The 9,000-nt window shown below is 68.1% G+C and carries 10 protein-coding genes; 3 read left to right on the top strand and 7 right to left on the bottom strand.

Annotation, left to right across the window (positions count from 1 at the left end; genetic code table 11):
* Window positions 1–322 precede the first annotated feature (322 nt).
* Window positions 323–757 carry an SRPBCC family protein gene (locus ACWEWT_RS33220; protein ID WP_452564802.1) on the top strand — a complete coding sequence of 145 codons (435 nt, stop codon included), beginning with the start codon at window positions 323–325 and terminating at the stop codon, window positions 755–757.
* Between the two features lie 111 nt (window positions 758–868).
* On the opposite strand, the gene ACWEWT_RS33215 is transcribed toward ACWEWT_RS33220, so the two are convergent.
* Window positions 869–1,222 carry a VOC family protein gene (locus tag ACWEWT_RS33215; protein ID WP_452564801.1) on the bottom strand — a complete coding sequence of 118 codons (354 nt, stop codon included), beginning with the start codon at window positions 1,220–1,222 and terminating at the stop codon, window positions 869–871.
* Between the two features lie 91 nt (window positions 1,223–1,313).
* Complete coding sequence (locus tag ACWEWT_RS33210) at window positions 1,314–1,865, bottom strand: hypothetical protein (RefSeq protein ID WP_452564800.1); 552 nt, start codon at window positions 1,863–1,865, stop codon at window positions 1,314–1,316.
* Window positions 1,866–2,004: 139 nt separating this feature from the next.
* Between ACWEWT_RS33210 and ACWEWT_RS33205 the strand changes: the two genes are divergently transcribed.
* The gene (locus ACWEWT_RS33205; protein ID WP_452564799.1) at window positions 2,005–2,337 is read left to right on the top strand and encodes a YbaB/EbfC family nucleoid-associated protein; all 333 of its coding nucleotides are present in this window, start codon (window positions 2,005–2,007) and stop codon (window positions 2,335–2,337) included.
* 18 nt (window positions 2,338–2,355) lie between these two features.
* Window positions 2,356–2,964, top strand: coding sequence for a recombination mediator RecR (recR, locus tag ACWEWT_RS33200; RefSeq protein WP_452564798.1), 609 nt, complete (start codon window positions 2,356–2,358; stop codon window positions 2,962–2,964).
* Between the two features lie 15 nt (window positions 2,965–2,979).
* On the opposite strand, the gene ACWEWT_RS33195 is transcribed toward recR, so the two are convergent.
* From ACWEWT_RS33195 to ACWEWT_RS33175, 5 genes are all read right to left on the bottom strand, one after another.
* A complete protein-coding gene (locus ACWEWT_RS33195; protein WP_452564797.1) occupies window positions 2,980–3,624 on the bottom strand; it encodes a hypothetical protein in 645 nt (214 codons plus the stop codon).
* A gap of 61 nt (window positions 3,625–3,685) precedes the next feature.
* The gene (locus ACWEWT_RS33190; RefSeq protein ID WP_452564796.1) at window positions 3,686–4,396 is read right to left on the bottom strand and encodes a type 1 glutamine amidotransferase; all 711 of its coding nucleotides are present in this window, start codon (window positions 4,394–4,396) and stop codon (window positions 3,686–3,688) included.
* Window positions 4,393–5,631 carry a MurT ligase domain-containing protein gene (locus ACWEWT_RS33185; protein ID WP_452564795.1) on the bottom strand — a complete coding sequence of 413 codons (1,239 nt, stop codon included), beginning with the start codon at window positions 5,629–5,631 and terminating at the stop codon, window positions 4,393–4,395. The genes ACWEWT_RS33190 and ACWEWT_RS33185 overlap by 4 nt, the downstream gene beginning before the upstream one ends.
* Window positions 5,632–6,046: 415 nt before the next feature.
* On the bottom strand, window positions 6,047–7,858 hold the full coding sequence (locus tag ACWEWT_RS33180) for a hydroxysqualene dehydroxylase (protein ID WP_452564794.1): 1,812 nt from the start codon (window positions 7,856–7,858) through the stop codon (window positions 6,047–6,049).
* A 105-nt stretch (window positions 7,859–7,963) separates the two neighbouring features.
* A complete protein-coding gene (locus ACWEWT_RS33175) occupies window positions 7,964–8,962 on the bottom strand; it encodes an EamA family transporter (RefSeq protein WP_452564793.1) in 999 nt (332 codons plus the stop codon).
* Between the last annotated feature and the right edge of the window lie 38 nt (window positions 8,963–9,000).

Raw genomic sequence — 9,000 nt, 5'->3', positions numbered from 1 at the left:
TCGAGACTCGCGCCTTCGGCGCATGCGCTTCGAGGCCTGAACGGCGGGACGGGCCTCAACCCTTGGAGGTGTCTCGTAAGACTCGACTCGGGGGGTTGCGGGGGCATCGACGGCCTGGTCGGCATGTTTATTGATTGTGTGGGGGTGGGGCTCACTGTTGTTCGGAGTGGGCCGGCGTCGAGTGGAAGTTCCGGGCGGGGACGATCTCGCGGTCGATTCGGGGTGCGTCCGTAGGGGGGTTGACAGGGGCCCACCCCGGGCGCGCTGGGGGCGGGGCCGACAATACTGCCTGTCACAACGCATCCCGAATAAGGAGTTCACCGTGGGACAGGTCAAAGCCGGCAGTTCGATCGAGGTCGCGGCAGATCCGCAGCGCGCGCTGGCGGCGGTCACCGATTACACGGAGGTGCGCCCGAAGATCTTGTCGGCGCACTACCGCGACTACAAGGTCGTCGAGGGCGGCCAGGGCGACGGCACCGTCGCCGAATGGACCCTGCAGGCCACCGAGAGCCGGGTCCGCAATATCCGTGCCGAGGTTTCGGTCGCCGACCAGGTCGTCACCGAGAAAGATGCCAATTCCTCGCTCGTCAACACCTGGACGATCGCGCCGGCCGGGTCCGGTTCGACGATCTCGCTGGAGACCACCTGGCAGGGTGCCGGTGGTGTCAAAGGCATCTTCGAAGGCATTTTCGCCCCGCTCGGCCTGCGCAAGATCCAGGCCGAGGTGCTGGAGAATCTTAAGCGCGAACTGGCCTGATCGGGCCGGGATCGCCGTGTATCGGGCGGTCACCGGGCACGGATCCCGATCCGTGCCCGGCACCCGCCCGATACACGGTCGGGTGCCGCCGCCGCGGTCGCCGGGCAGCGGTCATGGGAGGGCCGCGATATCGAACAGGTTGCCCTCCGGATCGGCGAGGGTGGTCCATTTCATGCCGGACTCGCCGAAATCGCCGATATGTCGTGCGCCCAGCGCGAGTGCCCGCTCGATTTCGGCGGGCAGATCGTCGGCCAGCAGATCCAAGTGGATCGAGTTCTTGCCCGGGGTCCGTTCGGGCACTTTGACGAACATCAGCGGCGGGGTCATCCCCGATTCCCGACCGACGGTGGCGAAGAACTCGCCGGCTTCCGGGTCCACCGGGTGGCCGAGTAGCCGGGCGTAGAAATTCGCCAGTTCCGCGGCGTCGGCGCAGTCATAGGTTGTGCAGGCGATGGTCAGTCCCATTGTGTTCTCCTCGGGTCGGCGCATGCGGTCCGCGAAGACCGCAGCGAAGGCAGAGGTATCGCATCATCGGCTCACCTACCGACAGGTTCGCTCACGCGAGCACGAACGACAGCAGTACGGGGGTCTCGACAGCGCCGCGCCACCAGGAGTAGCCGAGCCACACCCCGGGTACGACCTCCCGGATCTCGTCGTACACCTGCGGCGTGATCGCGGATGTGTAGTCCAGCACCCAGGCCTGCTCGCCGTCTACGCGCGAGGGGGCCAGATAGACCTCCGCCGGCCAGCCCTCGATATCCGCGCCGGTGACCCGATTCGTCAACCGCCCGCCGTCGAGCTCGGTGTAGAAGGTCTTCCCGAGCCAGAACGCGGGCGCGAGGGAATCGACGGGAGCCGAGGTCGAGGTCACCCAGCCGTTCTGCGCGCCGGACGGAACCGCGCCCGCCCGGGCCGCGTGGAAGATCTGGACGTGCTGCCGATCGGTACAATTCGAGCGCAACGATTCGATGGTGACCGCCGGTGCGGCGGGATCGATGACGCAGCCGTTGCCGTGGTCGGTGGCCGCCTCGGGATCGGCTTCGGCGGCAGCCGCGCGGAACACGCCGGACACCATCATGAGGGCACCCAGCAAATACCCCTTGGACACAATCAGCTCCGTAGCAGTCAGGATTTTCGGCTCGGTACGAGTGCACCGGCAAACCGATATTAGGCGGGTGTGGGTGCGGCGGGATCCACGGCCGAGGCGGTCTAGGCTGAATCGTGACCCGTCCGTAGAGAGGAATCCCGTGCAGCCCGATGGTCAGTTCGATATGCAGCAGTTGCTCCAGCAGGCCCAGCAGATGCAGGAGCAGGTGATGGCGGCGCAGGCCGAGATCGCCGCCGCCGAAGTGGACGGTCAGGCCGGTAACGGTCTGGTCCGGGTGACGATCAAGGCGACCGGCGAGGTGCTGTCGCTGACGATCGCTCCGAAGGCCGTCGACCCCGAGGATGTGGAAACCCTGCAGGACCTGGTGATCGGCGCGGTCAACGATGCCATGACCAATGCCCAGCAGCTGGCGGCCGAACGGCTGGGACCGCTGGCCGGTGGCGGCGGCGCACCGGGTCTGCCCGGCTTCTGATCGCGCCGGGGTATCGCGGTGTACGAGGGTCCGGTTCAGGATCTCATCGACGAACTGGGGAAGCTGCCGGGTGTCGGTCCCAAGAGCGCCCAGCGGATCGCGTTCCACCTGCTCGGAGTGGAACCGCCGGAGCTCGACCGGCTCCAGGCGGTACTGCAGAAGATCCGTGACGGTGTCCGGTTCTGCGCACAGTGCGGCACTGTCGCCGACGGCGATCTGTGCCGGATCTGTGCCGATCCACGCCGCGATCGCAGCATGATCTGCGTGGTCGAGGAACCCAAGGACGTTCCGGCCATCGAGCGGACCCGGGAGTTCCGGGGGCGCTATCACGTGCTGGGCGGCGCGCTCGACCCCTTGAGCGGGGTGGGCCCCGAACAACTGCGTATCCGGGAACTGCTGACTCGTATCGGGAGCCAGGACGACGGCGTGGATGTCACCGAGGTGATCATCGCGACCGATCCGAACACCGAGGGCGAGGCGACGGCGACCTACCTGGTGCGGATGCTGCGTGATTTCCCCGGACTCACCGTCACCCGCCTCGCGTCCGGGCTGCCCATGGGCGGCGACCTGGAGTTCGCCGACGAGCTGACGCTGGGCCGGGCGTTCTCCGGTCGGCGCGCCCTGTAACCGGCGGACCGGCGGTCACAACTCCAACCGCTCCCAGGCCACACTGTCGAGCCGGGTGCGATCCTCGCGGGTCCAATCCCAGATGAGTCCGGCGACGGTATCCGGTCCGGCGACCCGCGCGCCGAAATGCCGATCGGCACCGCCGTCGCGGTACTCGACCGTGTATTCCTCGGCGGATTCCCGGTAGGTCTGGATATAGACCTCCGGGGCTCGCTCCACGATCAGATACGGGTTCGGGTCGATGAGCCCCCGCACCCACTCGGTGGCGAGTTTCTCTGTCAGATAGGGGAATTCACCCGCTCCGCCGTGCGTGACGGTGATCGGGATATGTCCGGTGGGGTCGATCAACCAGGTGAGTTGCGGATCGTAGACCGCGTACTGCCGCGGTGTGGCCAGCTCGAAGAGCAGATCGCGGACGAAGCCGATGGCGTCGTAGGGACTCGGCACCTGCAGCGCCGACCCGCTCGCCGCCCCACCCAGCGGCGAGACGCTGAGGAAACTGTCGGATTCGGGCAGCCCCGCATTACGCGCGTTCAGCTCCGCCGCCAGCTCTGCGACCACCACCGATTCCGCCTGGCCCTGCTGACTCGTGAGATACGCGTCGACCTCGGCTGGGGTGGAGGCGATACCGGACGGCAGCAGCACATGGTCGTAACTCACCCGAGGGAGTCTAGGGGGCGCCGCCCCGAGCGTTCAGGGGGGCGGCGCCGAAGAAAATATCTCAGGCGCGGAGACGTTCACGGCGGAGCTGGTCGACTTCGGGGAGGTCCAGGGGCGGTAGCGAATCCGTGCCGAGCGCCCGGCACAGCAGGTAGTCGGCCAGCTCGGGGTTGCGGGCCAGCGCCGGGCCGTGCATATAGGTGCCCAGGACCGAACCCTGCACCACACCCTCCATCCCGTCTCCGACACCGTTGCCGATACCCCGGGTCACCCGGGCCAGTCCGGTGGCGTCCGGTCCCAGGGTGGTCCCGCCACGATGGTTCTCGAATCCGGTGAGGGGCGCGGACAGGCCGGTGAGCAGCGGGTTCGTCGTCACTTCGCCGATCGCGCGGGTCTGTTGCGGTGAGGTGGTGGCGTCCAGGAGGCCCACACCCTCCACCCGTTCGCCGCTCGAGGTCTCGTACCAACGGCCCAGTACCTGGATCGCCGCGCAGATGGCCAGTACCGGAGCGCCGCGCCCGGCCGCGGTCTGCAGACCCGGGAAACGCAGTAGATGGCGGGTTGCCAGGCGCTGGGCCGAATCCTCGGCACCGCCGAGGGTGTAGATATCCAGCGAATCGGGGACGGGATCGGGCAGGGTGATCTCCACGATCTCGGCGTCGATATCGCGCAACCGCAACCGCTGCCGCAGTACCAGCGCGTTGCCGCCGTCACCGTAGGTGCCCATCACATCGGGCAGGACCAGCCCGATCCGGACGGTCGAATCACTCATCGGGTCCGCTCCTGGAGGTCACGGTTGAGATCGCGGAACGCGGTGTAGTTGGCGAGCACCTCGACCGAGCCCGCCGGGCAGGACGCGATGGCGCGGACGGGATCGGCGACGGTGGTGTGCGCGACCCCGGCATAGGTGAGCCGTACCGCGAGATCGGTCGCGCGTTCCCCCGCCGCGACCACATGCACATCCTCGAAATGCTCGAATCGTACGTCCCACAGCCAGGACAGGTCCTCGCCGTCGGGTACCTGCCCGTTCACGGCGATCACCAGCCCGGACGCACTGTGGTCGATCATCGACAGCGCCTCCTGCCAGCCGGCCGGGTTCTTGGCCAGCAGCAACCGGGCGGCGTGTTCGCCGACCTGGACGGTGCGGTAGCGGCCCGCGATCTCCTGCACGGTCCCGGTGGCGGCACAGGCCTGGTCGGTATCGGCGCCCATCGCCACCGCGGCGGCCACCGCCTGCGCGGCGTTACCCCGGTTCGCCCGGCCGGGCAGGGCCAGCCGCAGGGGCAGCCGTACGCCGTCGGGACCGCAGAGTTTATCGCCGTCCAGCCACCAATCCGGTTGCGGCCGGGAGAAATCGGTGCCGGTGCTGTACCAGTGCGGGCCTTCCCACAGGATCGGTTCCCCGCTGCGCGGGCAGCTGGTGGCGTCCATCGCCCAGCCGCCGCCGGCCGCGACCCACACCACGTTCGGATGGTCGTAGGCGATGGAGGTGATCAGTACGTCGTCGCAGTTGGCGATGACCACGGTGTCCGGATGCCGGGCCAGGCCCGAGCGCAGCCGGCGTTCGATCATATTGATCTCACCGACCCGGTCCAGCTGATCGCGGCTCAGGTTCAGCAGTACGACGGCCTCGGGCCGCAATGCGTCGGTCACATGCGGCAGATGTAGTTCGTCCACCTCGATCGCGGCCAGCGGCGCGTCCCGGTGCACATTGAGCGCCGATACGATCCCGGCGTCCATATTGGCCCCGTCGGCCTGGGTCGCCACTTCGCCCAGCGTGCTCAGCGCGGCGGTGGTCATCCGGGTGGTGGTCGATTTGCCGTTGGTGCCGGTGATCAGCACGGTGCGCCGTCCGCGACCCAACTGCTTCATGATCTGCGGGTCGACTTTCAGCGCGAGCAGTCCGCCGATCATCGACCCGTTGCCACGGCCCGCTCTGCGCGAGGCCCATGCCGCCGCGCCGGCCACCCCGAGGGCCAGTCGCCCCCGCACCGATATCTCTGCCACGCCGGGCAGTCTAATGACCCGCCGAGCTCGCACTCGCGCGGCGCGGGGGAGTTCACCTCATGGTGACACCGCGTCCGTGCCGACCTGCGGAGTCGTCTCTGTGTGCGCCCTGTTCCGGCGCGGGTACGCAGGCAGAAAGGTTGTCCGCGGTCAGGCTGTTGTCGCGATGCCGGTATCGCCCGGTGATGTCTGCGGCCGGGAGCGCATCGAGTCGCGACGATCGCCGGAGGCGCACCGGCAGATGTCTGCCGGCGTTCCGGCGATCATCCTGTACGCACTGTGCTCTGTAAGAAGCCCCGATGATGGTCGGTGGACCGAGACCGGCCGGCGGCCTCAGGTGGAGGGCTGAACTTTGGTCGGCCGCCGTGTCCCGGCCCGTCGTTATTCTCTGTTTCGGGAAGTGGTATCGCGACGCTCAGAGCTGGATATCGAAGATGTTCGGCCGCCCGGCCGCATAGGCGTCGGCGTCGGCCCGGCGCAGGGGTTCGAGTTCCGGGGCGCGCCAGAGCGTGTAGGTCCGGCAGCGGGGTGCATCCGAACCGATGACGTCCAGTAGCGCGTTCACGGCGGTCCGGGCGGATTCGTTGGCACCCTCCATCGTGGCCAGGTCGATTCCGGTGCGTACGTAATCGCCTGCGAGATAGAGGTTCTCGACGCCGCCGTATGCCTCCGGTCGCAGGTCCCAGGAACCCGCGGTGTTGATGAGCAGCGGGTCGGCGTTGGTGTTCTCGGCTCGGTCGGCGTTCCAGCTGATACCGGGGTCGAGGAACCAGGAGTGCAGGTCGGCCTCGCGCAGTATCTCCTCGCGGTCGTTGAGATGCGCGATGATCTGCGCCCAGGTCTCCCGGGCGATCTCCTCGTGCGTGCATTCCTTGGCGGTCTTGCCGAACAGGATGCCCGGGGTGTTCCAATCGGAGATATCGACCGACAGACAGTCGAGCACCGTGCCGTCCCCGTATTCGGGCAGTTTGCGCGCCCACAGAGCGTCCTGGGCGATGGAGGTGAGCGACCAGGGAGAGTCGATGTACGCGGAATGGCCGCCCCCGAGCCCGGGGCGGCGGCGCAGGTAGAACTGGATACCGCTCATCCAGTCGGTGAAGAGCCGGCTCATCCCGGCCAATTGCGGCCAGGCGGAGAGGATATCGGCGTTCCACAGGTCGCGGGCGCGTTCGGCGGGTAGGGCCACGACGAAATGGTCCGCGGTCACTGTTTCGGAAACACCGGAACCGTCGACGATCCGGGCACCGGTGATCCGCCGGTCGCTGACCTCCAGTCCGCGGACCTCGGCGCCCACCTCGAACCGCACACCCAGTTCGCGCAGGCGCGCGACCCACGGGTCGATCCACGCGATATTGGTCGGGCCGTCGAGCACCCGGTCCAGGTCGCCGTCGTTGCCGATCTGCATCGGGTTGCCGAGGAACTGCTCGCCCATCGACCCGATCGTGCGTACGCTGGCCAGTTCGTCTTTCGCGGCCACCAGCAGACTGGTGAGTGTGCGCGAGACCAGTGCGCGGAATTCGTGCGACCGTGCGTGCGCGCCGACGAAATCCGCCCAGGATGTGTGTTCCCACTGGCCGAAGCGGCGTGCGTCGCAGCTGGTGTTGAAGACCAGGAGCCGGTTGGCGAAGAACATGCCCTCCGTGGGCGGCATCTTCAGCGCGGTGGAGATCACCGCGGCCAGGCTCTCCCGCATCCCTTCCGGTGAAGCGGCGTCCATCCGGCCGAAACCCAGTGGCGCACGGATATCGTCTGCGTCGGCCCTGGAGAACCGGGCATCGGGGACACCGATCAGGTTGTCCCATACTCCGTTCGTGTTCTCGCCGAACGGGATCCGGCGCATGGTGTCGGGTATGTGCTGATAGAAGCCGGGAAAGAAACGGAAACCGTGCTCGCCGGGCAGGTCCGGGCGCCCGCCGGTCCCGGTTCCGGGTACCGGCATGCTGCGGGCCTTGCCGCCGAGCGCCCGGCGTTCGTAGACGGTGACCTCGAAGCCGCGTTCGGCGAGTTCGTGGGCGGCGGTGAGCCCGGCCACCCCGCCGCCGAGCACGGCCACCCGGGATTTCGTCCGTGCCCGGGCGCTGCCGCCGGGTAGTGCCGAAACCGCGGCCGCGCCGATGCCCGCGGCCGCGGTGGCGCGGAGCACGGTTCGCCGGGTGAATTCCCCCACCCCGGCAGATCGACCTGGAACGACTGTGGCACCCGACGTGGGCCACCGATGCTCTGCCATATTGTCTTCCGCTGCCTAACCCGGGGTGCTGTCTCGATCGCGCCATACTTTAACGGGGTGCGCCCGGTGGGGCGCACCGACCGCGCGGTCGGAGGCCGGGCCGGCTCACCCGACGACCGGCTCCAGGGGCTTCGCGTTTCGGATATCCACATTCGCCCGGAGCTCGGTCGTCTCCCTCGCCGGCGCCGCCGCGGTATCCCGGTCCGGCTGCCGTGGGGCGGCGGTCTTCTGGGCGCCCGCGGTCGCCGCGAAGGCCCCGGCGATGACGATCGCCCCGCCGATCAAGCTCATGGAGGCCGGCGTCTCGTCCAGGAAGATCCACGCGGCGGTGAACCCGACCACCGGAACGAGCAGTGTCAGGGGCGCGACGCTCCCGGCCGGGTAGCGGCTCATCAGGTACGTCCACAGTCCCGATCCCACGACTGTCCCGAGCACGACGATATAGGCCAGGCCGGCCAGCGCGGGCCAGCCGTCCGCGGTGAACGTGGCGGCGAGCGCGCGTACGCCCGTGGCCGGACCTTCCCAGAGAGCGGAGAGGGCGAACAGCGGGAGTACCGGTACGGCGGTGATCCACAGCGTGAGGTGCAGCGGATTGATGCCCGGCGATTCCACTGTGGCCCGGCGTGCCCCGATATTGCCCAGTGCCCAGCTGAAACCGCCCGCGAGGGTGAGCAGCACCGGTACCAGGGCGGCGTGTGCGAATTGATTCCAGCCGATCACCGCCATTCCCGCCACCGCGACCGCCAGGCCGGTGATCTGCACGGGTCGCAGCCGCTCCCGCAGCAGCAGGGCCCCGAGCAGCACGGTGAACGGTGCCGAGGACTGCAGTACCAGCGAGGCCAGTCCGGTCGGCATGCCCACTCGCATCGCGGTGAACAGGAAGGCGAACTGCAGCATGCCGAAACCCGTGCCGTACAGCAGTATCCAGCGCATCCGTACCGCGGGTCGCGGGATGAACAGCAGGACCGGGACCGCGATCACCGCGAACCGCAGAGCGGCGAAGAAGAAGGGCGGCAGATGGTCGAGTCCGACGCGGATGGCCAGGAAGTTCAGCCCCCACAGCAGGATGACGGTCAGGGCGAGCACGCGGTCACGGGAGGTCACCCGATAATCATGGGATGTATCAACTTGTGAGCACAATC

This window comes from Nocardia sp. NPDC003963 (genome assembly GCF_053605105.1).
Note: the sequence above shows the minus strand (reverse complement) of the source record. Positions and strands in the feature narration are given on the sequence as shown.

Excerpts from the sequence above, each read along its gene's own strand:
- ACWEWT_RS33180 (WP_452564794.1), bottom strand. The coding sequence starts at position 7,858 with ATGGCAGAGCATCGGTGGCCCACGTCGGGTGCCACAGTCGTTCCAGGT.
- ACWEWT_RS33215 (WP_452564801.1), bottom strand. The coding sequence starts at position 1,222 with ATGGGACTGACCATCGCCTGCACAACCTATGACTGCGCCGACGCCGCG.
- ACWEWT_RS33190 (WP_452564796.1), bottom strand. The coding sequence starts at position 4,396 with ATGAGTGATTCGACCGTCCGGATCGGGCTGGTCCTGCCCGATGTGATG.